The organism is Paraburkholderia phenazinium (assembly GCF_900100735.1).
Lineage (GTDB): Bacteria > Pseudomonadota > Gammaproteobacteria > Burkholderiales > Burkholderiaceae > Paraburkholderia > Paraburkholderia phenazinia.
The window spans coordinates 12,931-39,287 of record NZ_FNCJ01000028.1 but is presented as its reverse complement, the minus strand read 5'-3'; the positions used below and the strand labels follow the sequence as shown (position 1 = coordinate 39,287).

Here is a 26,357-nt window from a genome sequence, read left to right as displayed (position 1 = left end):
TGCCACACAAAAGCACGAAGTACCGGCTGCGGCGCGACTGGGATGACCGGCGCGCAAGAGTGGCCCAGACCTGAGGAGCAAGACCGATGAATCAGAACGACGATTTGCCCGTGCCGCATCCGAACGCGGAGCTTGCCGGCGACGACAGCCCCGACAACCCCGAGCGCCGCCGGGTTCTAACCGGCATCGCAGCGGTGGGGCTCGGACTCGCCCTCTCCGGCTGCAACACCGAAGAGCTGGCGACGGGCGCCCCGCGCAGCGCAGCCGACCTCCGCCTCGACGCCGCCTTGAACGATCAGGTCAAGCAGATCGTGGTGATCTACGCGGAGAACCGCAGCTTCGCCAATCTGTACGGCAACTTCCCGGGCTTGCAGCATCCGCTCGATGCCGTGCCCGCAGAGCGCTATGTGCAGCTCGACCGCGACGGCAAGACACCGCTGCCGCAGTTGCCGAAGATCTGGGGCGGCCTCGTGCCGCAAGCTCAGGAAGTGGACGGCAAGCGCTACATGATCGGCGAGCGTGACATCGTCGATCTGAACAACAAGCCGTTCCGCATCACCGATGCGCAAGGCGCACCGCTGCCGAACGGCGTGATTACGCGCGACCTGTGGCACCGGTTCTATCAGAACCAGATGCAGATCAACGCCGGGCGCAACAACCAGTTTGTCGCGTGGGCCGACTCGGGTGGTCTGGTGATGGGGCACTACCGGAACTCCGCCGAGACGCTGCGGATCTGGAATCTCGCGCAGCAATACACGCTGTGCGACAACTTCTTCATGGCGGCCTTCGGCGGCTCGTGGCTCAACCACATCTTCCTGATCTCTGCGCAAGCGCCGCTCGTACCGGATGTGCATAACACCGCGGCGAAGCAGTTCGTGTCGGTGATCGAAGGGGATGATCCGACCGGTACCCGGCTCAAGGTCGCGGCCCATTCGCCGGCCTCCGCGCTCGATGGCCCGCCGAAGTTCGTCAACGACGGCCTGTTCACTCCCGACGGTTACGCCGTCAACACCATGGCGCCGCCGTATCAGCCGAGCTTCGTGCCGCCTGCGCCGGGGGGCAATCCGACCACGGCCGATCTGTCCAATCCGCGCGTGCTGCCGCCGCAAAGCTACGCGACTATCGGCGATCGTCTGTCGGATAAGGGCGTGAGTTGGGCGTGGTACGCCGGCGCGTGGCAGTACGCGATCGACCATAAGGACACGGGCGACGTGCCGGACTTCCAGTACCACCATCAGCCGTTCAACTACTTCGTCAACTACGCGCCGGGCACCGACGCGCGCCGCCAGCATCTGCGCGATGCCGGCGTGGGCGACGACGCGTCGACCAACCGCCTGCTCGCCGATATCGACGCGGGGCGCCTGCCTGCTGTTACGTTCTACAAGCCGCAAGGCAATCTGAACATGCATGCGGGATATGCGGACGTCGAATCCGGCGACCGTCATATCGCCGCGGTGATCGACCATCTGCAGCGCAGCCCGCAGTGGGCGAATACGGTGGTGATCGTGACCGTCGATGAGAACGGCGGGTGGTGGGATCCGGTGTCGCCGCCGAAGGGCGACCGCTGGGGTCCGGGTTCGCGAATTCCTGCGCTGGTGGTGTCGCCGCTGGCGAAGAAGGGCTATGTGGATCACACGGTCTATGACACCAATTCGATTCTGCGCTTCATTACCCGGGTGCATGGATTGAAGCCGCTTGAAGGGGTGGTGGCGCGTGATCGTGCGTTTGCGCAGAATGGGCTGGCGCCGTTGGGGGATTTGACTAGTACGTTGGCGCTTGTCTGATTAGGGTCAATGGTTGTTGTGGGTCTAGCGGTCCCGTCGGCTTGGCTGGCGGGACCGCTTGCCGTTAACAGGTATGCAGGGAGTAAGTAGGCACTCACCTCGCCAGTTGCCTGCCTGCGCTCTTGTTTCGTCCTTATTGCGCTTTGGCCTTCAACTTCTCCACCACCGAATCCGAGATCTGCTGCGCGGTGTTTTTGATCGTGGATTTCTGGTCGTGGCCAGCCATCACGAACTTCGCGGCGATTACGTAGGGATTGAGCTTGATGAAGGCGCCGGGTTTGTCTTTGCTGGAGCCTTCCTCGGTGTTCTCGTAGAGCGGTGGCAAGGTGGGGTTGGACAGATCGTCGAGCGAGACCGCGACCTGAAAATTACTCTGGCCCGCGCCGAAGCCCACCATCGCGCGCTGCAAGCGGTTGCCCTCGTCGACACTCAGAAACACGCCTCGCACTTGCCAGCCGGTAGCGGGTAATGCCGCGCCGGGTGGAAGGCGGCGCGCGTCGATGCCGGCTTTCGTGAGGTCGGCGATGAGGTCGTCTGCCATATCGGCGACGATCTCTTTGGCTTGGGTCTGGGGGTCTTTCGATTGCCGTAGCGGGCCGCTCGGCAACGCGCTGCCTAAGCGCCGCAACCGGCTGCCGGGACCGCTGTCCGGTTTGACGTTGGCGACGTCGAGGTCGAAGTCGGCCACGTAGACAACGGGCGCGGGTGTTGGAAACGGCGCCGGGTCGGCCGCGAAGCTGGCCGCTGCCATCGTGCTAAGCCACACCGCGGCAACGGTGGGCTGCATCCATCGACGTGCCATGACGCGCCTCCGCGATCGTAGTATCGACGCCGCTATGGTACAGGGCTAAGGCGGCGGGGCAAGGCTGGTATGTGCTCATAATGCAGCAGTATCTTTTCCGCGCGAGATAAGGCTTTGAGTGATGAGCTACGCCATTGGCTATCCTCATTGATTTCCTGTCCGCCTGCTATCGCCCCTGAACCATCGTTCGACCTCGCGCCATCTCAACGGCTGCTTCCAAGGCGCAACCGCCATTCACGCCGCCGAGCTGGCCGGCGAATATTCGGCCAGAGCCGACGTTGGCCGATCAGGCACGTGCGGCCGTTCCAGGTCGCTTTGCCGACATTCAGATGTCGGCGCTGGGGAGGCGGCTATCCGTGCCGTCGACAACGCGAGAGAGATCACTTGCAGTTCGTTGCGGTCTCGTCCGCAGAGCCGCCGTCACAGTCAGCGCATGAAATTTATCAGGCCGTAAGTGGCGTCCATCTGCGGAAGAGATGGATTGCATCTCAATATGTCGTCTTCTCAGGAGGCCGGTGCGCTCCTACCATTCGTGTTCGGCCAGCGGGCCGATCTGCAAGCTCTCGCGCCTCTAGCGGGGTGCTTGGGTCGTCGTCCCGTTGCTGGACTTCGGCTCCGCCAGTCGCGGGAGCCCGCTTTTTAATGACGAAAGGATGAAAGATCATGAAAAACTTAGAAGGCAAGATTGCAGTCGTCACGGGCGGTAGCAGTGGGATTGGCTTGGCCACAGCCAAGCGCTTCGTGGATGAGGGTGCGCATGTCGTAATCACTGGGCGCCGGGAGAAAGAGCTGAAAGAGGCCGCCACGCACATTAAGAAAAACGTTACGACGGTCGTGGGCGATGTGTCGCGCCTGGAAGATCTGGATCGCCTCTTTGCTATCGTGAAGGAGAAACATGGTCACATCGACATTCTCTTCGCGAACGCGGGCGCAGGGACAATCGCACCGCTCGCGGTAGCTAGTGAGGCCCATTTTGACCAGACCTTCGACGTGAACGTGAAGGGAATGTTCTTTACGGTGCAGAAGGCCCTTCCCCTCTTCAAAGACGGCGGTTCGATTATCCTGAACTCTTCGGTCTCGAACGTGCTCGGGCTTCCAGGATTTACTGCTTACGCCGCGAGTAAGGCGGCTGTGCGCAACTTCGCGCGCGGCTGGGCCTTGGAATTGAAAGACCGCAAGATCCGCGTGAATTGTATGAGCCCCGGAGCAATCGACACCCCGGCCTTGGCGACTACGACGGGCCTTACCGCTGAACAGGCCGAGCAAGCAGTCGCACAATTCACCACGCAGATCCCAATGGGCCGCAGGGGCATGCCCGAGGAAATCGCTGCAGCAGTCACGTTCCTCGCCTCTGATGAAAGTTCTTACATCACCGGTATCGATCTTCCCGTCGATGGGGGGATGGCGCAGGGCTGACCCGACGCGGTCCTGTGGCTGGACTTACGGGTACGCCGTTCTCATTGGTAGCGACACGACATATGCGACCGATCGAGCGCGATCCGACCGCGGAAATGGAAAAGAAAACAAAGGCGATGCTATGAGCGCCGAGAAGAACGTCCAGATCGTGAGGAATCTCTTCGTCGCGATCAGCCGTGCGATAGGCACAGCATGTTGACACTGGTTGCCGAAGACATCGAGTGGATCATCCCCCCGCAGCGATTGGCCGTTGGGTGGAACGCATCGCGGACGCGCTGGGGTGGGGGCCGCATATCAGATGGCCTCCGAGGAGGTGCCGATGACCATTTCGTCTTTGCCACTGCCGCCCTGAACGACAAGATCACGAACATCCCGGAGTACATTAACACGCAGGCGCTGGCGCTGGCGCGGGCCGCTCAGAGGAACGCGTCCGCGCCAGCGAAGCGCCGGCCTTAGCGGCATTCTTCGCGGTCTATGGCGAATGAGCCGTGGACCGATGCCTTGCACGTCATACGCTCGTCGAATTCTCTACCGTGAAGGAGATACCATGTACGACCAATCCGAGCTAGCGGAGTTGATCCGCTTCTCACGCGTCGATACGGGCGCCACCGTCATCGACGTTTACCCGGGCGACGGCGACTGGACCCGTCTCTTTTCAGACGTCGTGGGACCCGAAGGACGGGTCTACAGCTTCGTGCCGGCCGAAGTCGCCCACTTCAAGAACGATCCGGTCGGCCTCATGCGGACGCTTGCGAAGGAGCCGGGCCGAGAGAACGTCGAGGTCGTTTCGGCGGACCTCGTGGCGATGCCGCGGGCCACTCGACCGGCGGATGTCCTGTGGCTGCACCTGTTCTACCACGACCTCCACACTGCGCTTATGCAGGCCAAAGGCGCAACGGCGGCGGAGTTCAACCGAGCCGTCTACGAGCGACTGAAGTCCGGTGGGTACTATGTCATCGTCGATCACGCCACCGCCGCCGGAGTGGGCATGAGCAACGCCCAGTCGCTGCATCGGATTGACCCTGCGTCCGTGCGCGAGGAGGTGGAAGCGGCAGGCTTCGTACTGGACGCGGAAAGCACCGTTCTCGCCAACAAGGACGATCCGCACTCGAGCAAAGTGTTCGACCCCTCGATCAAGGGTGAAACCGATCGCTTCGCCTATCGGTTTGTGAAGCCCTAACGAGTCCTGCCGCCCACTTAATGTCGAGCTCGCCACTGGGTGCAGACAACTTGATGCGAGTTGATCAAGAGAGACGCCATCGAGCATGCAGTTGCGTTCTTTCGCACCACGTGATGATTCGCATCTCAATATACCGCCCTCCTGACTCGGGGCCAGTTGCCAGCCTCGACTTCTGGATGGCCAACAAGTATTGCGCACGCGTTGAACTACGGCCTACCGTCCAAGCACATGGACGCGGAACGCGCTTGGCCGGTGCCAAGCGAGAAAAGATTCTCTGCCGTGTGCACGCTTTCCGAGTTGCACGAGCACTATCCATCGCTAAAACGGATGGTTCGGTTCTCAATATCAGCGCTTCTCACGAGCCCGCTTCGGCCGCAGCATTCGAAATCAGAGCGTTCGAACGCTTCGTTTCCATTCATTCGCGAGGTCTACCATGCAGCTTCTTCATCTTGATTCCAGCGTGCTCGGTGCGGTGTCGGCGAGCCGTCGATTGTCCGCCGAGATCGTTGCCCGGCAGCTCGCTCTCCTCCCTGACCTAGCGGTCACGTACCGCGACTTGGCGGCTGATCCACCACTCCACCTCTCTGGGGCGCACATGGCAGCGCGCATGGGCGAGGTCATCGAAGACGCGACCCTCAATGAGGACTTGGTCAAGGGCAACGCTTACCTGGACGAACTGCTCGCAGCAGACATTGTTGTGATCGGCGCGCCGATGTACAACTTTTCGATTCCCACATCCCTGAAGGCCTGGATCGACCGCATCGCCGTAGCCGGCAAGACGTTCAGCTATACAGCCGCCGGCCCTGAAGGTCTGCTGAAAAACAAGAAGGCCTTTATCGCGTCGGTGCGTGGCCATGGCCAGCCCCGGATCCCAATCATGGCCCAAGCAGGGGGCGATTTGCGATGTTCGAAGCGACAACACTGCGCCCTCAGCCGCCGGTCCATAAGCATTCGTATAGGTCAGAAAATGGAGAGCTTTCGATGAGCATCGAAGAGAACGTCCAAGTCGTCAAAGACTTCTTTGCAGCAACGGGCAGCGGCGATAGACGACGTCTGCTGTCGTTGTGCGCCGAAGATATCGAGTGGATCGTTCCCGGCGAGGGTTGGGCCTTGGCCGGGACGCATCGCGGGCATGCCGGACTGGAGGATTTGCTCCAGAAGGCCTCCGGTCTGGAAACGTCATTCCCCGAGCCTCCAGAATTCGTCGCGCAGGGAGACCGGGTGTTGATGACTGGCCTCGCTAGGGGAAAAGTGAAGGCCACGAATAGGCCGTTCGAAGATTATTTCGTCTTTGCCATGACCGTTCGAAATGGCAAGGTGACGAACATCCGGGAGTACGTTGACACGCAAGCACTGGCGCGAGCATCCGAGCCGCGAGTGTAGGACGATCGAGCACTGCATGCCTAGCGCTGGAGTTTTGCGGGTTCAGGCGACTCTTTTGCGCTCGACCAGTCTTTCAGATGCTCAACGAGCCAGCGGCCAGCTGGACCAGGAGGCGTTGCGGCTGGGTAGACGGCAGAAATGGTCAGCATGGCTCCGGCGCGCGGGACACCATCGACGTCAAGGGCGACCAGGTCACCGGAGGCAATGTCTTTCTCCACCATGTGAAGAGGCATCCCTCCCCAGCCGACACAGTCCTTGAGCAACGCATATTTCGTGGACAGATCGGCCAGGCGCCAGGTCGTAGACGATAGGACCCCGTAGTCGCGGCCAGCGAGCAGCTGTGAACGATCGGTCAAGACCAGTTGCACGTGCTTGGAGAGTTCCTTCTTGGGGATATGGCCCTCGAAGTTTGCAAGCGGGTGGCCACGCGCAGCAACCATCACCAACGGGACGGTGCCGAGGCGGTCGACAGCCAGCGACGGGAAGTCCATTGGGAGTGAGGCGAGGATGCCCAACGTGCAGCGCCCCTCCAGTACCGGCTGATACCCAGCACCCAAACCCTCCACGAAGATCCGTAACGGCGTCAACGGGAAGCGCTTGGCGAACGCTCTGGCTGCCTCGCTGATGGCGGCAGTGGGAAAGAAGACATCGAACACCACGGAGAGCTCGGCCTCGACTCCCGAGGCCATGAGCTTTGCCCGAGCTTTGAGGGTGTCAACACCCGATACGATGGCCCGCGCATCCGCAAGAAGGAGCACGCCTTCAGGCGTTAGTTTTGGGAAACGCCCTGACCTGTCGAATAGTGTGATGCCGATCTGCTCCTCCAAAGCACTCACCCAGCCACTGACTGCGGACTGCACGCGGTTCAAGCGTCGAGCCGCCGCGGAGAAGCTTCCTTCGTCCACCGCGGCGATGAATGTTCTGAGCTGGTCGAGGGATACGCCGTCGAGCATATAAGCCTTTATCTATCTCTGAGAGGGATGTCTCGCATCGCAATATACCGGCTTCTCAGAGTGGGTGGCGGCCCCCATCATTGGTACCCATTGAAGCGCACAGCTGGAGCGCGCCACCGAGCAGAATGCGTCGCTCGTCGAGGAAGCGGCGGCTGCGCTCGACGAGCAGGCCCAGCGACTGCGCGAGACTGCGGCGGTGCTCCGCGTATAACCGCTCCGGGTCGGGAGTGTGAGTTCACCTATGCAGGAAGCTGCCGTCCGGCTGCTCGATTCCGCCACTGTCAGCAATCCGCCGCATTGCTGACGCAGAACCCAGCTCGTCCCAATGTCGGCAACGGCCGACAAGCAACCCTTCAACATTTCGAGTTGGATGGCCGGTTCCTGAGTGGAACCGACGCCTGGAATCTTCGCCCTGCGCATCCCCCCGCCCAGCACCACAACACAGCGGCTGCCGACCATGCCAGAAAATCCGCCCTTGCGCTCGATGCTCGTTTACGATATTTTTTGCTACATTATGCTCACTCATCAGCCAAACTGAGACCTCCAAATGCAGCGAACACGCCAGGACGCAATGGACGGGCTTCTACCCGACGAACGTGAACGACTCATTCTGGAGCGGCTGCGAACCCGAGGCCGCGTTCTGGCCTCCGAACTAGCGGTCGAACTCAATACATCTGAACATACCGTCCGCCGTCACTTACGCGACCTGGCCGACGCGGGACACTGCCGGCGCGTCTACGGCGGCGCCCTGCTCACCTCGCCAGCCGACCAACCTGCAGCAACCCGTATGCGCGAAAGCGTCGACCGAAAGGCATGCCTCGCCGAGGTCGCTGTGTCGATCGTGCGGCCCAAGCAGGTCATTTTGCTGGACGCCGGCACAACCAATGTCGCGATCGCAGCGGCGTTACCAGACAACGCGGACCTGACGGTGGTGACGAACTCGCCGGAGGCTTGCGCACGCATGCTCGATCGCCCCGGTTTCGATGTGATCCTGATTGGCGGCCGGGTCGGCAGGCAGGTGGGTGGCTCCATAGGCGCGACAGCAATGCTTCAAGTCCAGCAGATCAAAGCCGATCTGTGCTTTCTCGGCGCGTGTGCACTCGATCCAGTTGAAGGCATCGCCGCATTCGACGCCGAAGATGCCGAACTGAAGCGAGCAATGATCAAGGCAAGCGGCCTCGTCGCCATCGCGATGACTTCGGAGAAGCTGATGACTTCCGCGCCGTTCATTGTTGCGCCGGCATCTGCGATCGATTATCTGATCGTGGAATCGCAACTCTCGGCCGATAGCCTGACCGAACTCCAGAAAGTCTGCGACACCGTCATGGTGGCCACGCCATGAAACCCGTCAAAGAGCGTTTTGCCACCCTCGCAGTGTTTCTCGCCAATGGATTCGGGATCGGCGCCTGGGCCGTCGAGGTTCCGCGCATCAAGGCGGCCCTCTCGCTGAGCGACACCACATTAGGGTTGGGGCTATTTGCCTTTGCGCTGGGCGCCATTGTCACAATGCCGCTTGCCGGACGGCTAGCGCCCCGGTTCGGAAGCGGTCGCGCCACCGCGCTACTTGGCGTGGCATTCGTCGTCGCACTGCCGTTACCCGCGTTCGCGCCCAACATCCTGTCGCTCGGTCTGGCTCTGCTCATGCTCGGCGCGACTAACGGTGCGCTCGACGTTTCGATGAACGGGCACGCGAGCACGATTGAAGCGGAATGGCGCTCACCGATCATGTCTTCGTTCCATGCTGCCTGGAGTGCAGGCGGACTTTTAGGCGCCGCGTCCGGCGCCATGCTTCAGAAATGGGGTGTCGGTGTCATCGGCGGTCTGATGCTGCCGGGCCTATTTATCGGAGTGCTGATTGTCTGCGCCGCTGTGGCCGCTCTGCGCGACATTGGACCTCGCGCCAGCGCACCCACTAGCGGATTGGCGTTGCCCTCGGCCGCTGTCATGAAACTTGCCGCACTGGCATTCCTTTGCATGATGATGGAGGGCGCAATAGCTGACTGGAGTGCCGTGTTCTTGCGCTCGGTTCTGAGCGGAGAGGCGAGCGTCGCCGCCATCGGTTATTCGGCGTTCGCTTTTTCAATGGCGGCATGCCGGATTGTCGGCGATGTATCCGTGCGTCGCTTTGGCTCGGAGAGGGTCACAGCGCTTGGTGGCCTGGTCGCAGCCACGGGGCTTGCACTCGTGCTGGATCTGCCGAACGTCGTGACTGCGTGTGTAGGATTCGCACTCGTGGGCGTTGGCCTGGCCAATGTCGTCCCGGTCATTTTCAGCGCGGCGGGACGCTCGACTTTGACGCCGGCTGTCGGTGTGTCGATGGCTGCCACGGCCGGGTATGCAGGCTTCCTGGTGGGGCCGCCTATGATCGGATTCGGCGCGGGGCTCGTCGGGTTACGGTTGGCGTTGTGCGTGCTGCTCGTCGCCGCATTGGTCGTTTTCCTGGTGGGCGGCAAGGCTGTCCGCAACGCCAGTCTGGCAACAATCGCGAATTAGCATGTTGAGCGGTAGCGACAGTGTTGCAGACCGGGATGAATCTTTTGATAGACGTTGTATCGACATCTACCCAGGCACCTGACCTCCCGTCCGATATTGACTGGGGTTCACACCCGCCACCTTGCGCATAAGGCGTCTAAGGGCCGTGGCATCCTCATAGCCCACCTGTTCGGCGACTTGCTCGATGGCCATCCTGCTCGATTCGATCAGCATCCGGGCGCGATTCAGCCGCACACTCTGCACCAGCGCCAACGTACTCTTGCCCGTGGCCGCTTTTACGCGCCGCGCCAGCGTTCTCTGAGACATGGCAAATTCGTCTGCCAGCACGCCAATGCTGGGCGGATGCGGCAACGCGGATTCGATGCGCGCCACCAGACGGCCGATCAACTCGTTTCCGTTGGACAACATCGTCGGCGCGACAAAGCGCGCTTGCGCTTGACGAGCGTCTACAAGCAGAACCCGGCTCACTGCGTCAGCCAGGGCAACGCCAAACCGCGTCCGTAGAAGGTGAAGCATCAAATCGGTCTGCGCAAATGCAGCGCCGGCCGTACTCACGGCGCTGTCCGCACAAACCATCCTGTCGGCATCGACAATGCAACTGGGTTCTAACCGCTGTAGTTGAGCCGCCAGCCACCAGGACGTTGTGACCCGACGCTGCGCCAGCAGCCCGGCGGCCTGAAGCAGAAACACTGCGGAGCAGGACGCCGCGACGTGGCTGCCCGAGGCGGCATGCGCGGCAACGGCCTGGATCGCCAGCCGCGCATCTTCTTGCGTCAAACGGGTTGCGATTGCGCTCGCATCGTCGATCCCCAATCCGGGCACGATCCAGGTCGCCCCATCAGAGCGAAACCGTTTCGGCAACGCTGCGGCTTCGATGTGCATGCCGCTGCTCACGGGTACGGAGCCCCCGGATGGCGACATAACGCGCCAGGTTGGACGTGCCAGATGCAGACGCGGCGCCAGGACCGATGCCGCATGCAGGACATCCAGAGTCGCAGCCACGCTTGTCGCGTAAGCACCCGGCAGCACCAGAACAGTGAAATCGTTCATTGACTGAAAACGCTTTAAAAGTGTCTAAACGGACACTAGAAGCTTACTCGCCTGGAGCGCCTAATGCAGGCATTCCCTAACAGGAGACAAGTTGATGGCGAACGCCAGCATGAAAGAGGATGACAGCCTCGACGACTTCACGCGCCGCGCAATCACGCTCGACGGCGTGACAAAGATCGTTCACGTGGCCGGATCAGGACCGGCTGTGATCGTCATGACGGAGATGCCGGGCATTAGTCCGCATGTCGCACGGTTCAGCCGCTGGGTGCGCGATGCAGGTATGACGGTCTACATGCCGTCGCTCTTCGGTCGAGACGGCGCCGTACCGGATGCCGAAGCGGGTGCAGCCGTCTTCCGGCGAGCCTGTGTCAGTGCAGAGTTTCGCGCATTAGCCGGCAATCAGTCGAGCCCGGTGACACAGTGGCTCAGGGCGCTGGCGGGACTGGCACATGAGGAGTGCGGCGGCCCAGGCGTCGGTGCGATTGGCATGTGCTTTACCGGTAACTTTGCACTCTCGATGATGCTTGAGCCTGCGATGCTGGCACCTGTGCTTTGCCAGCCGTCGCTACCACTGGACAACCCCGGTGGCATTGAGATGGCGCCCGACGAACTCGCGGCAGTCCGAGAGCGTCTCGAGCGGGAAAACCTCACGGTGTTGGCCTATCGATTTGAAGGTGACCGTTTTTGCAGAGCCGAGCGCTTTGCTGCCTATGCAGCCGGACTTGGCGAGCGTTTCGTCGGGCGCGTGCTCCCCGATAGTGCTGCCAACCGTGACGTGCCTTCGTTCTTCGCCCAGCATGTGGCGTGCCCTCACAGTGTCGTGACTGCCCACCTGATCGATAAGGCCGGCGAGCCGACAGCGGAGGCTCGCGACCAGATCGTGTCGTTCTTTGTTCAGCGACTCACATTCGGATAGCGCCATTGTCCCGGCCGGCGAGCAGGGGGGATGTTCTTCCACGTCGCGATGGGCGCGGTGTGCCGTCGGAATACGCGGTCACCACAGGAGGCCCAACATCGCCGCCTTGACCGCCGCCTCGGTCTTGTTCATCGCATTGAGCTTGCGCATCGTGTTGACCAGATGAAATTTTACGGTCCGTTCGTCGACCGACATGATCATGCCGATTTCCACATAGGTCTTTCCCGACGCCGACCATCTCAGGGCTTCGCGTTCACGGCTCGTCAGTTCGACCGCGTACCGAGCGGCGAAATCCGCCTGCATTGCGCCGCTGACCGCGTTGACGAGCCATAACATCCGGTATTCCTTGGAAACGAGTTCAAGCGGGTCGATCGGCTCGCCTGATCGCACCATGCTAACCAATCCGACCGGTCCGTTTCGAGCGATTGTGGGCATGCTCCAGCCGTAACGCAGTCCGTGATGAGCGGCTTCCTCCCAGAACTCAAGATTTTGCGTCTGGCCATCCGCTTGCCAGACCAGCGGCATCGATTGTGTCAGGCTGTGCCGAACCGTGGGGTCGACCGCGAAATAGTTGGAGCTGACATATCGATCTTCCCAGGCGTCCGGGTAATCGGACTGGAGCGTAAATCGCGGATTGCTGATCGGAAACGGAACGCAAGTTCCGAATGCACAGTATTCGAAACCCAGTTCCCTGACCGCAAACGACAATTTCCGAAAGATATCGGCCTCGGATCGAGTCGATGCGAATAAATCCAAATACGTTTCTCTCCACATATGCATGGCGGCACCTGCGTTAAATGCATCTGGAAACGACTACGCGCACTGCGAATCATGCTGATTAAATAAGTTAATTCGAAATTCCAGCGGCCAGTTACTCACGCTGCATTTTCTGAATGTGAAGACGGTGATCGGCATTGTATTTATGCGGCATACGGCAGGAACCAGAGAAATCTGGTCGCCAGCTTATTACACAAATCCTTCAAATCCCTATCGGCACACCAACGTATCCCTACCCTGCCCATTCGGGCAGCTTCTTCCGTGGAATAAGAAAAGATTAAATAGTAATAACACTTCTGCCAGCTCTCGATGGGCTGGGCCACGATGAGTTCGATACTGGCTATCGATCAGACATTTGCTTCAGTTCAATTGGCTGACAGGACTGACTTCATGACCTTATTGGCGGAATGCTACATCAAGGAAAAATTCCCTTTCAGGGAGCGCAAGCCGTTGGGCCTACGCGTCCAGGAGCACTTCCTCTCCCGCGTGGCGATCACCTATGAGATGACGCCCCACGCACCGGACGACCCGAACGTCCGCGATGCATACGACGCTCTCAAGGAAGAGATCCTGATGCAATTCGAGTTCATGTCCAGGCACGACATCAGGGTCCGCCCGTTCCTTGGTCAAGGGCAGCCCTATGCCAATTCAGCCGACATGATGGCCCGGGTGGCATCGACCAGCACGCTATACGTCTATCTGACCTCGCGTGGATATGGCAGCGATGCCTCGGCACCGGCCGACCATCCGATGCTTGAACTCAGCGACATCGTGATCGACGGTTGCCGGTTTACATACAACGACCTGTTCCGGGCCGTCCACGACTACTACTGCCACTATTCCCCACGCCAGGATTTTTCGCTGCAGGGTGAATGCATGGCGGCACTGCATCATCTCGAACTGCTGTCGTCCACGGCAGGCCGCGCCGTTTTCACCGAAACAGTCGGCCAGATATGCTGGTTCTACCGCGGCGCCCACCTTCTCGATCGAACGCTGCGCCTGCCGACACGCATCGACAGCGACTACACACCGCCACGCTCGCGGCGCTATCCTCCGCAAAAAGCGATGCTGCTGCCGGCCTGCTTGATCGAACGGTTTCGCGAGAGCGTCGTCGAGCCGTGGATAGGTCAACCGGCATGAACGAGCGAGAATTGATGTCGCTTCGCTTGAGGCTTGCATCGAAGATGCCCGTGCTGCTCGATGGCGCCACCGCCACCGAACTGCAGCGCCGCGGCTTCGAGATGCAGCCGCCCCTGTGGTCCGCCCAGGCCTTGCTGACGCCCGAGGGGCGCGCGGCGCTGCTGGAAATTCATGGCGAGTATGTCGAGGCAGGCGCGGACATCATCACTGCCAACACATTCCGGACTACCCGGAAGGCCGTCTCGGCAAGCAACCAGCGCATCGCCGCCGCGGAACTGACCGCCATCGCCATCGGCCTGGCCCGGCAAGCGATCGACCAGTTCGCCGGCGACCGGCAGGTCCTGATCGCCGGGTCGCTCGCTCCCATCGGCGACGCCTACCGTCCCGAAGACACACCGTCCAGCGGCATTTTGCGTGAGGAACACCACGATTCGATCGCTGGTCTGCTCGACGCCGGTGCCGATCTCATCCTGGCGGAAACGATCAACACGTGGCGGGAGGCGGAGGTGATTGGAGCGTTATGCCGCGAGATGCAGGCTCCGTTCATCGTCAGCTTCGTCTGCAACCATGACGGTCTGCTGCTTAGCGGCGAGGACTACGCACCGCTGACGCGCTTCGTCACCGAATTTGCTCCCCTCGCCATCAGCGTCAATTGCAGCAATCTGGCGGCGACGCACCTGGCGCTGTCGCGTTTGCCGTCGGTCAGCGATCTCGCCCTCGGCGCCTATCCGAATGTCGAAGACCGGTCTACCGAGCTCGCCGACACCCCCGGCGGTTATTTGCGCCCCAACGTTTCAACGCGACAGTTCGTCGAATTCATCAGCGAGAGCGCTTCGCGCTATGGGCTGAGTCTCGTCGGCGGTTGCTGCGGCACATCGCCCCGATATATCGCGGCACTGCGAAAACTCGTCGACGCCGGCGCGATGTGAGCGCCATCTATAAGGAATACCTATGAATATGATTTCCGCGAGCCAGGAACAGCGGCAAACCTGGAATGCGCTCGCTCAGGCGTGGGAACACTGGGGCGACGCATTCGAGCGCGGTGCAAGCTATGTCAGCCGGGCGCTGATCGACAGCGCCGCCCTCAAGGCCGGCGATCACGTCCTCGACGTGGCGACCGGCCTTGGCGAACCGGCCCTGAGCATCGCCGCGCAGGTCGGACGCAACGGACATGTGACAGGCATCGACATCTCCGAAGAAATGATCGCGGTAGCGCGCCGGCGCCTGGGCACGGTCACCAACGTATCGTTCGTCGCGGCCGATGCCGAACATTTCGTACCGGATTCGCGCTATCAAGTCGTGACGAGCCGGTTCGGGCTGATGTTCATGCCGAATCGGCAGGCGTGCCTGCTCCGCTTGCGGGACGCAATGACACCCGGGGGACGGCTCGTCTTTTCCACCTGGAGTACACCAGACAAGGTACCGATGATCAGCCTAGCCGTCGGCTTCTTCGTTCGCGAGCTGGATCTACCACCGCCGCCGCCCGGCAAGCCCAACCCGTTCTGCATGGCCGACGAACGGGCGGTACTCGCCGAGCTCGATGCCGCGGGCTTCGGACAGGCTCGTTGCGAACGGATTGTCGCCCCGTTCATGTTCGAGACCCTGGCTGAGTTCGTCCGCTTCTCCCGCGACCTGATCCCACCCGGCATCGGCGCGGCTATCGCCGAACGCGCCTCGCCGGAACGGATCGCCGCCTTGTGGACGAAGTTCGCCGAAGCGGCCGGCCGCTTCGTGCGGGCCGATGGCACCGTATCGCTGCCTTCCCACGCCCTCTGCTTCTCCGCCCAACGATGAGCGGCGAAGCCATTCTTTGCCTCATTTTCATAATTCTCAACAAGGTGCCTGCATGAGCATTCATCCGTCGCATATCGCCGATATCAACCTGGCCGACGAAGGCCGTGAACTGACCGAGTGGGCGCGGCGCAGCATGCCCGTTCTCGAATCGATCCGCCAGCGCTTCGAGCGCGAACGGCCGCTGGCGGGCCGCGTCATCGGCGCATGTCTGCATATCACGGCTGAGACCTCCAATCTGATCGAAACGCTGCGTGCCGGCGGCGCCAAGGTGTTCCTCTGCGCATCCAATCCGATCAGCACGCAAGACCCGGTCACCGCCTATCTATCGTCGCAGGGCATACATGTCTACGCGATTCACGGCGAGGATCTGAAAACCTACGAGAGCCACTGCCACATGGTGCTCGACGCGCAACCGCACGTGGTGATCGACGACGGGGGCGATCTCACCAAACTGCTGCATTCGGACTACGCGTCCGCCGCCGCGAACATCGTCGGCGGACTCGAGGAAACGACCACCGGCGTGATCCGCGTGAAGAACCTGGAGCGCATGGGCGGACTCAAGTATCCGATCATCGCGATCAACGATTCCAAGACCAAGCATATGTTCGACAACCGGTACGGCACCGGCCAATCGACCGTCGACGCGATCCTCCGCGCGACCAACATGCTGCTGGCCGGCAAGAAATTCGTCGTGGCTGGATTCGGCATGTGCGGTCGCGGTGTGGCAATGCGCGCGGCAGGAATGGGCGCCGACGTGATCGTTACCGAGATCGATCCGGTCCGCGCTCTTGAAGCGGTCATGGAAGGCTTCCGTGTCATGCCGATGGAACAGGCAGCGCCGCTCGGCGACGTGTTCGTCACCGTGACGGGCAACAAATCCATCATCGACGACCGTCACTTCGCCGCGATGAAGGACAACGTCGTGCTTGCCAATGCCGGCCACTTCGATTGCGAGATCGATCTGGTTCGCTTGCGCGCCCTGTCCACCGGTACCCAGAAGATCCGCTCGGACATCGAGCAGTTCACGCTAGCGAGCGGACAACGCATCTCGGTGTTGGCCGAGGGGCGCCTCGTCAATCTGTGCGCGGCCGAGGGGCACCCGGCCGAAGTGATGGACATGTCGTTCTCGAACCAGGCACTTGGTTGCGAGTATCTGCTCAAACATCCAGGCCTGCCGGTCGGCGTGCTGGATATGCCGGCGGATGTCGACACGATGATCGCCTCGCTGAAGCTCGCGTCGCGCGACATCGAGATCGACGTGCTCACGTCCGAGCAGCAGGCCTATCTCGACGCTTGGGAGGAAGGCACGAAGAAGGATCTCGAAGTCGAGAGCGTCGTCTGATGAAATTCGACACGATCGCGGTACATGTCGGCCAGGAGCCGGATCCGGTCACGGGGGCAGTCGTCCCGCCCCTTCATCTGGCGACGACGTTCGCGCAGGAACACCAGGAGCCGCTGCGCTATTTCTACGGCCGGGGTGAGAATCCGACCCGTGAAGCACTCGAACGCTGCCTGGCCGCACTGGAAGGCAGCGGGTACGCGCTCGCCTTCGCCTCCGGGCAAGCTGCGGGCGCCGCGGCGCTGAGTTTGCTGCGCCCAGGCGACACGTTCCTGTGCTCGGACGACGTCTATGGCGGGACGCTCGATCTGTTCCTGGCGCTGGAGGTAAGCAGCGGCCTGCGACACCACAAGGTCGACATGAGCGACCTGGAGGCCGTGGATGCCGCCCTCTCCCGTGGAGTGCGTCTCGTGTGGATCGAGACACCCACCAATCCGACGCTAAAACTGGCGGACCTGCGGGCGATCTGCGCGCTCGCGAAGCGGCGCGAGGCGCTGGTACTGGTGGACAACACCTTCGCCAGCCCGTATCTGCAGCGCCCGCTCGATCTCGACGCCGATTTCGTTCTCTACAGCACGACTAAATACCTCGCCGGTCACGGCGATGTCATCGGCGGCGCCCTGATCTCGCGCGACGAGTCACATCACCGCGCTCTCGCCAGGCATCGCACGGTGACGGGCGCGGTGCCCGGCCCGCTCGACTGCTACCTGGTTCACCGGGGTGTCAAAACGCTGGGCCTGCGCGTCGAGCGCCAGGTCGCCAACGCGCGGGTACTGGTCGAGCTGCTGCTGCGATCGTCGAAGGTATCGCGTGTCATCTATCCCGGTCTCGACTCGCATCCGCAGCACGCGCTATGCGCGCGGCAGATGACCGGCCCGGGCGCGATCATCTCGTTCGAGTATCTCGGCGACGTAACGGCTCTGATGCATGGGCTGAAGTATTTCCATTGCGCCGTGAGTCTAGGTGCCGTGTTCTCGCTAATCGAATGTCCCGCGCTCATGACACATCGCGCCGTGCCGGACGAACTCAAGCGCAGCCTCGGCATCACCCCGAACCTGATTCGCCTGTCAGTCGGCATCGAGGATATCGCCGATCTGTCTGCCGATCTGGCGCGCTATTTGTAACCCCGACGCCATCGCGTTCGCTCCCCTTTCAAGCAAAAGGTCATCATGTCTCTCCACCAAGCCAAGAAAGATTTCCCGATCTTCACGCATGACGAAGGCCTGATCTATCTCGACAACGCGGCAACGACACAAAAGCCAGCCTCGGTCATCGATGCCATGACGCACTACTACAGTCACATCAATGCGAACGTCGGGCGCAGTGTCCACAAGCTCAGTAACCGTTCGCACGAAGCCTACGAAGCCAGCCGCCAGACCCTCGGACAGTTCGTCAATGCCGCTTCGAGCAACAGCATCGTCTTCACCAAGGGCACCACCGAAGCGATCAACTTCGTCGCGCAGAATTTCGCCAAACGATGCCTGAAGCCGGGCGACGAGGTCGTGGTCACCGGCATGGAGCACCACTCCAACCTGCTGCCCTGGCAGACGGCCTGCGAGGAGGCAGGCGCCACCCTGCGCGTGGTGCCGGTGGACGCAACGGGACGGATCCGGCTGGAGGACTACCAGGCGCTGCTGTCGCCCCAGACCCGGCTGGTCGCGATCGCCCACGTGTCGAATGTTCTAGGTGTCACCAATCCGGTGAAGGAAATGGCCCGTCTCGCACGCGAACGCGATATTCCCGTCCTGATCGACGGCGCTCAGGCCATCGCGCACCTGAAGGTCGACGTGCAAGATCTCGATGTCGATTTCTACTGCTTCTCCGGTCACAAGATGTATGGGCCGCAGGGCATCGGCGTCCTGTATATCCATCCGCGCCAGACGGAATGGCTCGCGCCGTTTCAGACAGGCGGCGGCGTCGCCTATGGCGTCAATTACGAACGCGTGACGCATTACCTGCCGGCGCCGCACCGCTTCGAGGCCGGCACGCCCAACGTGGCGGGCGCCGTCGGACTTGCGCGCGCGGCCAGCTACCTCGCCGCCTTCGGTCTCGACGCCGTTCAGCAGCACGATCAAGAGCTGTTCTTCCATGCCGTAAAGCAGCTTGGCGGCCTGCCGGGAGTACAGCTGTTCGGCGCACCCGGCGAGCCGGGCAGCATCCTGTCGTTCGGCATCCGCGACCTGCATCCTTACGACGTGGGTAACCACCTGAACAATTTCGACATCGCTGTACGCACTGGCGTGCATTGTGCAATACCGCTCGTCGACAGCCTGGGCGTTCTGGGTACCGTGCGCATGTCGTTCAGCGTCTATAACACGCCGGCCGATATCGACAAAGTGGCCGAGGCTCTGGTCAGCGTCAAACCCGGGCAATGGACAAAGGAACACCCGACGTCGCGCTTCCTGCACTGAACGGACCAGCCGCCATGTCGCTCTCCTCGCGCTCTGCCCTGACCTGGACTCCTCTCCTGCTGGCCATGTTTGAACTGGCGGTCTATCTGTCCAACGACATGTTCCTGCCCGCGCTGCCGGTCATGCGTAGTGACCTGTCCGCTGGCACCAGCCTGGCTCAGCAGACACTGACGCTGTGGTTCCTCGGTGGCGCCGTATTCAATCTGCTGCTGGGCCCAGTGTCAGATCGTTTCGGACGCAAGCCGGTGTTGCTGGCGTGGGGCGTGCTGTTCTGCGCGAGTTCGCTGGTCTGCGCCACAACCAGCGACATCGCGGCTTTCCTGACGGCGCGTTTCCTCCAGGGGGCAACCGTGGCCGCCGTCGCCGTATGCGGCTACGCGACGATCCACGAATTGATGGACGAGACGGCGGCGGTCAAAACGCTCGGCTGGATGAGCTTTCTCACCGTGCTGGCGCCGGCCTTCGGTCCCACGCTCGGCGGCATCGTCGTCGAGTGGTGGGCGTGGCGTCCGATCTTCGGGCTGATCGGCGCGGCGGCCGCGATCATCGTCTTGCTGATCGCGTGGCGCGTGCCGGAAAGTCATCCGGCGGCGCGCCGCACCTCGCTGCAAATGAGCGGTGTCATCGCGCGTTACCGCCGCGTGCTCGGCAGTCCGGCCTTTATGGTGAATACAGCGTCCGCGGCAATCCTCTTCGGCGGCACGCTGGCGTGGATCGTATCCAGCCCGCATCTGTTGGTCGAGGTGCAAGGCTACAGCCCCGTTCGGTACGGGCTGACCCAGCTTCTGCTGTTCATCGGCTTCATGATCGGCGCAGCCGTGGTGAACGGACAGGTATCGGCGTTACGAAAGGAAGTGTTCACGCGCGCCGGCATCACGCTGGCGTTCACAGGAGGCCTGCTGATGTTGCTGTCCGGGTGGGCGTTCGAATCCGTGTGGCCACTTCTTGCAGGTGTATTCGTCTACAACGTGGGTAACGGCCTGACGTTCGCGATCTTCCAGCGCATGGCAATGGACGGAAGCGCCGAGCCGGCCGGCGCCAAGATGGCCATGTTCGCCACCGCCATGGTGTCGTGCGCTACGCTCAGCAGCTTGCTGGCCAGCTTCGCTGGCCGCGACATGTGGCGCTTCGTGGCGCTCATGTTCACCGTTGCGGCAATCGCAGTGGCCGCGATCCGCCTGAGCTGGCGCCGCCGACGGGTCCTGGAGCTGTCCGGCGAATAGACCTGACGACATCGCTGTCCGACGCGCTAAGAGACAAAACCCGCCTTGAGGGCGGGTTTTGCTTACAGAAGTTCATGCGCTGGAGGCTCTTAACCGTCGCGGTGGCCGGTCCAGTCCGGTAGTCCACCACCAATATAAAAAGACCGTAACCAAATTCAGGACATATTGCAATACTGCCCTTGCACCGGCCTAGCGTGTTCACCGAAAGCTCGGGGGGTTATGGAATCTTCGTACAACTCGCGCAATTCCTCCAGCGTCAGACCGGAATCGTTCGCGAGCTGGTCATACAACGTGACTTGGCTTTGGAGCGTGGCCAGTTGCTGGGTGAGGTTGGTCACCTCGGAGTTGAGCTGCGCCAATGTCGCTTGTACTGCGGCGAGCGCCTTGGAGTCGGCGACACGCCCGTCGGCGGCGACGCCATACATGAGCGCGTCTTTTAGCTCCTCACGAACCGGGGCACGGACCTGCTGTCGAAAACCCTTATCCCTCTGCTGGTTGTACGCCGTACGCTGGACCAACGGTGCGATGACACGGCTAGCGGTTACCGTTTGAATCATGCGACACACGGCCCAGCTGGGATTTTGATAGTTCACCATCTTCGCAAGCTCAGAGGTGACCTCCACTGACGCCTTCTCGGAAGGGTCCGGGCGACGAGAGCTGATGGGTATCACTTGAATCAAGTCTTCCCTGGAACGCGGGAGAACCTGATTGACGATAGCCAGCCGGCGCTTTGGCATGCTATACAGCTGGACGGTGTCCACGTAGCGCTTATTACCATCAAAAAAAAGCCCGGTTGCTTTACCAACGCTCAGCGAGTGTCCAAACTCGACCTCGACGAGCGACCAAGGGTGCAAAAAAGAGCGAATCTTTTGACTCCTGCGGGCGACAACGATTTCCTTCAGATAATACTGGCTGCCGACTTGCGCGCGCCGATGGAGCGTAACGATATACGTGAGCGGCGCGGCCACCGGGTCTCGGTAAACCGCCAATACCTGCCACCGATACTCCGGATGCCCCGCGAACTTCTTCGTAAAAAAGATCGGGGCGTCAGGCTTCGGCTCGCTCGGCAACAGTACTTCGTCGATACTTGTGTGGGATTCGGAACCAAGCGTGAGATACGAGATTGCGCCAGTCGCCGGATCGCCTGCGCCCCATTCGCCCGCGATGCAGCATTGAGTCCCCAGCAAACGCATTCACCACTGCGTTGCACTGGGCCGCACGCCTCAAGCAAGATCCTTCACCAACGCTGCCCGCACCCGCGGCTCGATCGTCACCGTAGGCACCGGATAATTCGGATGATCGCAGCCAATCTGCAACGCCGCCCCGTCGCGCAGCCGCGCTTTCATCGCCGGTGTGAGCTCGAAGCGCACAAAGTGCACCGCCGAAGTCTTCTGATCGTTGTCGCGCTCAAGATCCTCATCGGCAATCGCATAGACCGGTGACTCGCCCTCCACCTGCAAAAACACCTGATCCTCGATGCCGATCAACCGCGCTAGCGCCGCTTGCCGCTCGATCTCGTTTTCATATTCGATCTGCATCGTCGCCTTCAGATTGCTGCCATCCGGCACCAGCGGCAAATAAGCGTTCAGTTCACCCTGAATGCCGTCCTCGTCGAAAATCTTCTCGATGTGGAGCATCTCCTGAATCTGATAGCGGATCGTGGTTTCATCTTCGAACAGGAACGTGACGTGGTTGCCGAGCGGCACGGTGCGATCTTTCTTGTGCTCGATCACCTGGGCGCGCAGGGTAATGCGCGACTTCGAATAATTCTCGAGCGACAGCAGCGAATTGCGGGCGATGCTCATCTCGGTGTCCTTCCAGTCAGTGGGGTTATCAGAGGCCGTACGCCTTGCGCAGCAGCGTGAGCGGATGCGCAAGTTGTCCTTTCGACAAACCGTTTTCGTCGAGCCCCTGTTCGATATGATGGCCGGCCAGTTGGCAGTCCGACGAAATATAGTCGGGGTGCGGCTGGGCCATCGCCTTGAAAACCGGCGTGCCGATCTGCATCGCCGTGCGGTGAAACTCCTTTTTGACGCCGAACGTGCCGGCATGTCCTGAACAGCGCTCGACGACCGTGACCTGTGTATCGGGCACCAGCGCCAGCGTTTCGGAGGTTTTACGGCCGATGTTCTGCACCCGCGCATGGCAGGGCACGTGATACGACACTTTGCCCAGCGCGGTCTTGAAGTCGGTTTTCAGCAGACCGTCGCGATTGCGCGACACGAAGTATTCGAACGGATCCCAGAACGCCTCGCTGACGGCGCGCACATCGGCATCGTCGGGGAACATCAGCGGCAGTTCGTGCTTGTACATCAGCACGCAACTCGGAATCGCGCCGATGATCGCGTAGCCCTCGCGGGCATATTTCGCGAGCACCGGCAGATTCTTTTCCTTCTTGGCGGCGACGCCCTCCAGATTGCCCTGTTCGAGCAACGGCATGCCGCAGCACGCTTCGCTCTTCACCAGTTCGTAGGGAATCTCGTTGTGCGCAAGCACGGCCAGCAGATCGTGACCGATCCCCGGTTCGTTGAAATTCACATAACAGGTAGCGTAAATCGCGACTTTGCCGGGCGTACGTTCACCGTCGCGCACTGGCATGTCCGGCGACTTCTTTGCCGCACTGCGAAATTTTCGCGTAGCGAAATCGGGCAGCCAGGCGTTCCTGTCGACGCCCAGCGCGTTCTCCATCACACCGCGCGCAGCCGCCGTGTGATTGACCGCGTTGACCGTCTGCGTGACCACCGGAATGCCCGCGAAGTGGCCGAGCGCGTCGGTGTTCGAGAGAAACTTGTCGCGCAGCTTGACGTCGCCGCGTTTGTAATCGACCGCCTTGGCGCGCAGCATCAGGTGCGGAAAATCCACGTTCCACGCATGCGGCGGCACATAGGGGCACTTGGTCATGTAGCACAGGTCGCACAGGTAACACTGATCGACGACCTTGCCGAACTCGGCTTTGTCGACCTCGTGCGCTTCGCCGGTGTCAGTGGCGTCGACCAGGTCGAACAGCGTGGGAAACGCGCCGCACAGCGAGACGCAGCGGCGACACCCCGCGCAGATATCGAAGACGCGCGCCAACTCCTGGTCAAGCGCCTCCTGATCGTAGAACGCATCCGAAAGCCAATCGAGCGGATGCCGGGTAGGCGCCTCCAGGCTGCCTTCTTTGTGGGGCATGGAGTCAGACTCCTTGAATGCTTTTGCGCTTTTCTCTTCAGACTATGGAACGTGCACATGAGCGCGCACAGCCGTGGCGGTTGCCACGACGGCGACCGTGCGCCGCACCATGCGTCGCGCCGGCACGAACGGGAGCCTGCGGACCCTTACCGCAAGCTCCCGCTGTTTCTTCAGTCTGTTTCAGTGAAGCTGGCGTTCGCGCCGCTGCGTGCGGCGTCAATCGACCAATGCTTCGAGCGCCTTCGTGTAGCGGTTGGCGTGACTACGCTCAGCTTTGGCGAGCGTTTCAAACCAGTTGGCGATCTCGTCGAAACCCTCTTCGCGTGCGGCCTTTGCCATGCCCGGATACATATCGGTGTATTCATGGGTTTCGCCGGCAATCGCCGCCTGCAGGTTTTGCCGCGACGAACCGAACGGCAGTCCAGTGGCCGGGTCGCCTACTGCTTCGAGATATTCGAGGTGGCCGTGTGCATGACCCGTTTCGCCTTCGGCGGTCGAGCGGAATAGCGCCGCGACATCGTTCTGGCCCTCAACGTCTGCCTTGGCTGCGAAATACAGGTAACGACGATTCGCCTGCGATTCACCGGCGAACGCTGCCTTCAGATTCTCCTCGGTCTTCGAACCCTTGAGTTGCGACATCTGAACCTCCATGCAAGCCTGTAATGTGGGGCGCGCGACGGTGGACGAGTTCGTCCGCAGGACTGCCGGGCAGACGCGCGTGGCTGCACCGCATCTTTTAATCTAGAAGCTGTGCAAGACGTTCCCCAATTGTGTTTTTCAATGCCGTCGATAGTCATTGGCCTTGCATAACGCAAAGGTCGGTCTAGACTGTTAAGGCGATACTTCGCACTCTGTGTAACGGAACTGCCATGCGCCTGACCATTCTGATCAACGGTTCCGATCCCACCGTCAATCACGACTACGCTGTGCTATGGCTCGATACCGATGAGCATCGGTGGTCGAGAGAAGCGCATCAAGGGATCGATCTGCCCCCCTGGGGCGAACTCCACGACGCCGACGGCGTCACCACCCTGTGCGCGCCCAGCACCGACGCGCCGCTGTGTACACTGCGCGGCCTGCACGTGGACCGCAAGCAGCGCGTCAGTTCGGCGGAGGGCTCGGCCGCCTGGACGTGCGTGCCGGCGCGTGCGCCGGCAACCGGTTACTGGCGGCTGCAGGCTGTCGACCGTCAGCCCATTCATGCGGAACACCGCGTTTTCGATAGCTAGGCTGAGAAGCCGGGGCGCCATTGCGCCCCTTTCCTGAACACAGGCTTCGGACGTGAGGCTTGGGTCGCGCAAGTAGCACGCGCGACGCTATACTTTTGCCCCCGTTCCTCCGCTGCCTGACCCATGAAGAAGTGGTTTGCCTCCCTGCTGTTTGCTGTCGCGGCGCACGCGATAGCTGCCTCCTCCTGCACCGACTTCACGCCCAACGCCCAGTGGCCGGTGCTGACCAACCAGAAGATGGCGCCGAAGACGCGCATGCTCTGTTACTCGGACTTCGCGGTCCTGCACTCCGGCATCACGCATGGACCGCTCTGGTCCGCCGAACATCTGACGCGCGATCATATTGAAGCCGCCCAGGACATGGTGCGCACCAACAAGTTTTTCGAGGACGCGCGTCTGCCGGACGGCGAAGGCGCGACGCTTGCCGACTACAAGCGCAGCGGCTATGACCGCGGCCATATGAGCCCGGCAGGCAACCGCTGGAATCAGCAGGGGATGGCACAGTCGTTTTCGCTGGCGAATGTCGTGCCGCAGAATCGCGAGAACAATCAGCGCCTGTGGGCGCGCATCGAAACCTCGGTGCGCAAGATCGCCACCCGCTACGACGACACCTACGTGGTAACCGGGCCGATGTTCACCGGCCAGCAATTGCAGACCATCGGACCGACGCGCGTGTTCGTGCCGACGCAATTGTTCAAGGTGGTGTACGTGCCGTCGACGCAGATGGCATTCGCGGTAGTGGTCGACAATGTCTCGACGAATCGCTACAACATCAAATCCGTTCACGAACTCGAAGCCATGAGCGGCATCCGCTTTCCGGGCATTCCCGAGTCAGTGAAAGATCAGCGTCCTGGAGGACTCAAAGGTGTTTAACGCTTTCTCGAACGACGACGAGGTACTCAATATTCAGGGCGATGCGCTGACGCTCAGCAACGGCGCGACCCGCATCACGCTGACCGGCACACTTGAGCTGACGAAAGATCAACGCGGCCTGAAGGCGGCGCTCGCGTTGAAGGAAGCGCTCGACGCTATTGTCGGAACATTGCGGGCTCAGGCCAACCTGCCTGAGCGGATCAAGGACGAACCGGATGCCAAACCGGGAGTGGTCGACAATCCGTTCAAGTGACGAGCAGCGCTACGGTGGACGCGATGCTTAATTTGATTAAGTGCGGTAGCACACAGAAGCTCGCAATTTGCAGACGTACCGTGTACGACGACGGATGAGCAATGCCTCAGCTCAACCTCTCCCGCTACACAAGCAAGCCGCGCAGGGGCAGTAATGGACTCGGAATATCT

Annotated in this window: 26 protein-coding genes; 18 read left to right on the top strand and 8 right to left on the bottom strand. The window is 61.3% G+C overall.

The annotated features are described in order from the left end of the window. Window positions 1-86 precede the first annotated feature (86 nt). On the top strand, window positions 87-1,784 hold the full coding sequence (locus tag BLQ92_RS35885; RefSeq protein WP_090694756.1) for an acid phosphatase: 1,698 nt from the start codon (window positions 87-89) through the stop codon (window positions 1,782-1,784). A gap of 133 nt (window positions 1,785-1,917) precedes the next feature. Here the strand turns inward: BLQ92_RS35885 and BLQ92_RS35880 are convergent, their stop codons facing one another. Beyond that, a complete protein-coding gene (locus BLQ92_RS35880; protein WP_090694752.1) occupies window positions 1,918-2,586 on the bottom strand; it encodes a DUF4410 domain-containing protein in 669 nt (222 codons plus the stop codon). A gap of 663 nt (window positions 2,587-3,249) precedes the next feature. On the opposite strand from BLQ92_RS35880, the gene BLQ92_RS35875 reads away from it, so the two are divergent. The 4 genes from BLQ92_RS35875 to BLQ92_RS35855 all read left to right on the top strand — a co-directional run bounded on the left by BLQ92_RS35875 (window position 3,250) and on the right by BLQ92_RS35855 (window position 6,565). Continuing rightward, window positions 3,250-4,002 (top strand): SDR family NAD(P)-dependent oxidoreductase, encoded by a 753-nt coding sequence (locus tag BLQ92_RS35875; protein WP_090694748.1) that lies wholly within the window; start codon window positions 3,250-3,252, stop codon window positions 4,000-4,002. 547 nt (window positions 4,003-4,549) lie between these two features. After that, window positions 4,550-5,182: a class I SAM-dependent methyltransferase gene (locus BLQ92_RS35865; RefSeq protein WP_090694744.1), complete on the top strand. Its 633-nt coding sequence runs from the start codon at window positions 4,550-4,552 to the stop codon at window positions 5,180-5,182. Between the two features lie 433 nt (window positions 5,183-5,615). Next, complete coding sequence (locus tag BLQ92_RS35860) at window positions 5,616-6,167, top strand: FMN-dependent NADH-azoreductase (RefSeq protein WP_090694741.1); 552 nt, start codon at window positions 5,616-5,618, stop codon at window positions 6,165-6,167. Beyond that, complete coding sequence (locus tag BLQ92_RS35855; protein ID WP_090694736.1) at window positions 6,164-6,565, top strand: nuclear transport factor 2 family protein; 402 nt, start codon at window positions 6,164-6,166, stop codon at window positions 6,563-6,565. Before BLQ92_RS35860 ends, BLQ92_RS35855 begins: the two co-directional genes overlap by 4 nt. A gap of 20 nt (window positions 6,566-6,585) precedes the next feature. On the opposite strand, the gene BLQ92_RS35850 is transcribed toward BLQ92_RS35855, so the two are convergent. After that, on the bottom strand, window positions 6,586-7,518 hold the full coding sequence (locus BLQ92_RS35850; RefSeq protein WP_090694732.1) for a LysR family transcriptional regulator: 933 nt from the start codon (window positions 7,516-7,518) through the stop codon (window positions 6,586-6,588). Between the two features lie 547 nt (window positions 7,519-8,065). Here BLQ92_RS35850 and BLQ92_RS35845 point away from each other — a divergent pair. Together BLQ92_RS35845 and BLQ92_RS35840 are read left to right on the top strand one after the other, a co-directional pair. Further along, entirely contained in the window at window positions 8,066-8,860 is a 795-nt protein-coding gene (locus BLQ92_RS35845) for a DeoR/GlpR family DNA-binding transcription regulator (RefSeq protein WP_090694728.1), read from the top strand. After that, the gene (locus tag BLQ92_RS35840) at window positions 8,857-10,011 is read left to right on the top strand and encodes an MFS transporter (protein ID WP_090694725.1); all 1,155 of its coding nucleotides are present in this window, start codon (window positions 8,857-8,859) and stop codon (window positions 10,009-10,011) included. The genes BLQ92_RS35845 and BLQ92_RS35840 overlap by 4 nt, the downstream gene beginning before the upstream one ends. A 66-nt stretch (window positions 10,012-10,077) precedes the next feature. On the opposite strand, the gene BLQ92_RS35835 is transcribed toward BLQ92_RS35840, so the two are convergent. After that, window positions 10,078-11,061, bottom strand: a complete 984-nt coding sequence (locus BLQ92_RS35835) for a GlxA family transcriptional regulator (RefSeq protein ID WP_090694721.1) — start codon at window positions 11,059-11,061, stop codon at window positions 10,078-10,080. 94 nt (window positions 11,062-11,155) lie between these two features. Here BLQ92_RS35835 and BLQ92_RS35830 point away from each other — a divergent pair, with 94 nt between their 5' ends. Continuing rightward, the gene (locus BLQ92_RS35830; RefSeq protein WP_090694717.1) at window positions 11,156-11,977 is read left to right on the top strand and encodes a dienelactone hydrolase family protein; all 822 of its coding nucleotides are present in this window, start codon (window positions 11,156-11,158) and stop codon (window positions 11,975-11,977) included. A gap of 78 nt (window positions 11,978-12,055) precedes the next feature. On the opposite strand, the gene BLQ92_RS35825 is transcribed toward BLQ92_RS35830, so the two are convergent. Next, entirely contained in the window at window positions 12,056-12,733 is a 678-nt protein-coding gene (locus BLQ92_RS35825; RefSeq protein ID WP_244106119.1) for an autoinducer binding domain-containing protein, read from the bottom strand. A gap of 345 nt (window positions 12,734-13,078) precedes the next feature. Here BLQ92_RS35825 and BLQ92_RS40340 point away from each other — a divergent pair, with 345 nt between their 5' ends. The 7 genes from BLQ92_RS40340 to BLQ92_RS35795 are packed head-to-tail and all read left to right on the top strand — an operon-like array spanning window position 13,079 to window position 20,661. Then, entirely contained in the window at window positions 13,079-13,894 is an 816-nt protein-coding gene (locus BLQ92_RS40340) for a crotonobetainyl-CoA--carnitine CoA-transferase (RefSeq protein WP_175772163.1), read from the top strand. A gap of 50 nt (window positions 13,895-13,944) precedes the next feature. Then, window positions 13,945-14,823 (top strand): homocysteine S-methyltransferase family protein, encoded by an 879-nt coding sequence (locus tag BLQ92_RS35820; protein WP_175772164.1) that lies wholly within the window; start codon window positions 13,945-13,947, stop codon window positions 14,821-14,823. Window positions 14,824-14,845: 22 nt separating this feature from the next. Next, window positions 14,846-15,688, top strand: coding sequence for a class I SAM-dependent methyltransferase (locus BLQ92_RS35815; RefSeq protein WP_090694707.1), 843 nt, complete (start codon window positions 14,846-14,848; stop codon window positions 15,686-15,688). Window positions 15,689-15,740: 52 nt separating this feature from the next. Further along, a complete protein-coding gene (locus BLQ92_RS35810; protein ID WP_090694702.1) occupies window positions 15,741-17,030 on the top strand; it encodes an adenosylhomocysteinase in 1,290 nt (429 codons plus the stop codon). Continuing rightward, on the top strand, window positions 17,030-18,151 hold the full coding sequence (locus BLQ92_RS35805; RefSeq protein ID WP_090694698.1) for a trans-sulfuration enzyme family protein: 1,122 nt from the start codon (window positions 17,030-17,032) through the stop codon (window positions 18,149-18,151). The genes BLQ92_RS35810 and BLQ92_RS35805 overlap by 1 nt, the downstream gene beginning before the upstream one ends. Window positions 18,152-18,196: 45 nt before the next feature. After that, window positions 18,197-19,438 carry an aminotransferase class V-fold PLP-dependent enzyme gene (locus BLQ92_RS35800; protein WP_090694694.1) on the top strand — a complete coding sequence of 414 codons (1,242 nt, stop codon included), beginning with the start codon at window positions 18,197-18,199 and terminating at the stop codon, window positions 19,436-19,438. Between the two features lie 14 nt (window positions 19,439-19,452). Continuing rightward, window positions 19,453-20,661, top strand: a complete 1,209-nt coding sequence (locus BLQ92_RS35795) for a multidrug effflux MFS transporter (RefSeq protein WP_175772165.1) — start codon at window positions 19,453-19,455, stop codon at window positions 20,659-20,661. 155 nt (window positions 20,662-20,816) lie between these two features. Here BLQ92_RS35795 and BLQ92_RS35790 read toward each other — a convergent pair whose 3' ends face one another. From BLQ92_RS35790 to BLQ92_RS35775, 4 genes are all read right to left on the bottom strand, one after another. Further along, window positions 20,817-21,854 (bottom strand): type II toxin-antitoxin system PemK/MazF family toxin, encoded by a 1,038-nt coding sequence (locus BLQ92_RS35790; protein ID WP_090694684.1) that lies wholly within the window; start codon window positions 21,852-21,854, stop codon window positions 20,817-20,819. A 30-nt stretch (window positions 21,855-21,884) separates the two neighbouring features. Continuing rightward, window positions 21,885-22,466 (bottom strand): DUF3501 family protein, encoded by a 582-nt coding sequence (locus tag BLQ92_RS35785; protein WP_090694681.1) that lies wholly within the window; start codon window positions 22,464-22,466, stop codon window positions 21,885-21,887. Window positions 22,467-22,494: 28 nt separating this feature from the next. After that, complete coding sequence (locus tag BLQ92_RS35780; protein WP_090694676.1) at window positions 22,495-23,832, bottom strand: heterodisulfide reductase-related iron-sulfur binding cluster; 1,338 nt, start codon at window positions 23,830-23,832, stop codon at window positions 22,495-22,497. Window positions 23,833-24,048: 216 nt separating this feature from the next. Next, the gene (locus tag BLQ92_RS35775) at window positions 24,049-24,471 is read right to left on the bottom strand and encodes a rubrerythrin family protein (RefSeq protein ID WP_090694671.1); all 423 of its coding nucleotides are present in this window, start codon (window positions 24,469-24,471) and stop codon (window positions 24,049-24,051) included. A gap of 230 nt (window positions 24,472-24,701) precedes the next feature. Here BLQ92_RS35775 and BLQ92_RS35770 point away from each other — a divergent pair, with 230 nt between their 5' ends. The 3 genes from BLQ92_RS35770 to BLQ92_RS35760 all read left to right on the top strand — a co-directional run bounded on the left by BLQ92_RS35770 (window position 24,702) and on the right by BLQ92_RS35760 (window position 26,187). Beyond that, window positions 24,702-25,061: a DUF3564 domain-containing protein gene (locus BLQ92_RS35770; RefSeq protein WP_090694668.1), complete on the top strand. Its 360-nt coding sequence runs from the start codon at window positions 24,702-24,704 to the stop codon at window positions 25,059-25,061. 123 nt (window positions 25,062-25,184) lie between these two features. Beyond that, the gene (locus BLQ92_RS35765) at window positions 25,185-25,934 is read left to right on the top strand and encodes a DNA/RNA non-specific endonuclease (RefSeq protein WP_090694664.1); all 750 of its coding nucleotides are present in this window, start codon (window positions 25,185-25,187) and stop codon (window positions 25,932-25,934) included. After that, window positions 25,927-26,187, top strand: coding sequence for a hypothetical protein (locus BLQ92_RS35760; protein ID WP_090694660.1), 261 nt, complete (start codon window positions 25,927-25,929; stop codon window positions 26,185-26,187). Before BLQ92_RS35765 ends, BLQ92_RS35760 begins: the two co-directional genes overlap by 8 nt. The last annotated feature ends 170 nt before the right edge of the window (window positions 26,188-26,357 follow it).